A 562-nucleotide genomic window follows, 5' to 3' on the forward strand; every position below is an offset into this window, starting at 1 on the left:
GCCATGTAGAGCATGTCGCCCATACCGAGCAGCTTCTCTTCTCCCTTTTCTCCTCTTCTCGTTCTTCTTTCTCTCTTTTCTTTTCCCTTTCCTTCTCTCCTTTTCTTTCCTTTTTCCTTTCTCTTTCCTTTTCTCCCTTCTCCTTCCTTTCTCTTTTTTTCCCTTCTTCCTTTTCTTCCTTCTTCTCTTTCCCTCTTCTCCCTCCTCTTCCCTTCTCCTCTCCTCTCTTCTTCTTCCTCCCTCTTCTTTTTCCTCCTCCCTCTCCTCTCTCCCCTTTCTTCCCTTCCCTTCTTCCCCTCTTTCCTCTCTCCTTCCTCTTCTCTCCTCTCCTCCTCCCCTTTCTCCCTCCTTCCCCTCCTCTCCTTCCCTCTCCCCTTCTTCCTCCTTCTCTTTTTCCTCTTTCCTTTTTCCTTCCCCTTTCCTTTTCCTCTTTCCTCCCTCCTCCCTTCTCTCTTCCCCTCCCTTTTTTCCTTTCCTTCCTCCCCCTTCCCCTTCCCTTTTCCCCCCTCCTCCTCCTCCTCTTTCCTCCCTCTCTTCCCCTTCTTCTTTTTCTTCCTCTTTT

The 562-nt window shown here is 49.5% G+C and carries 1 protein-coding gene; it reads right to left on the minus strand.

What is annotated here, in order from left to right:
- The coding region (locus tag IB238_RS25085) for a hypothetical protein (protein ID WP_192253491.1) at positions 1-562 on the minus strand (562 nt) is incomplete at both ends.

Origin of the sequence: Rhizobium sp. ARZ01, from assembly GCF_014851675.1 — a bacterium.
In the GTDB taxonomy this organism is placed as follows: domain Bacteria; phylum Pseudomonadota; class Alphaproteobacteria; order Rhizobiales; family Rhizobiaceae; genus Mycoplana.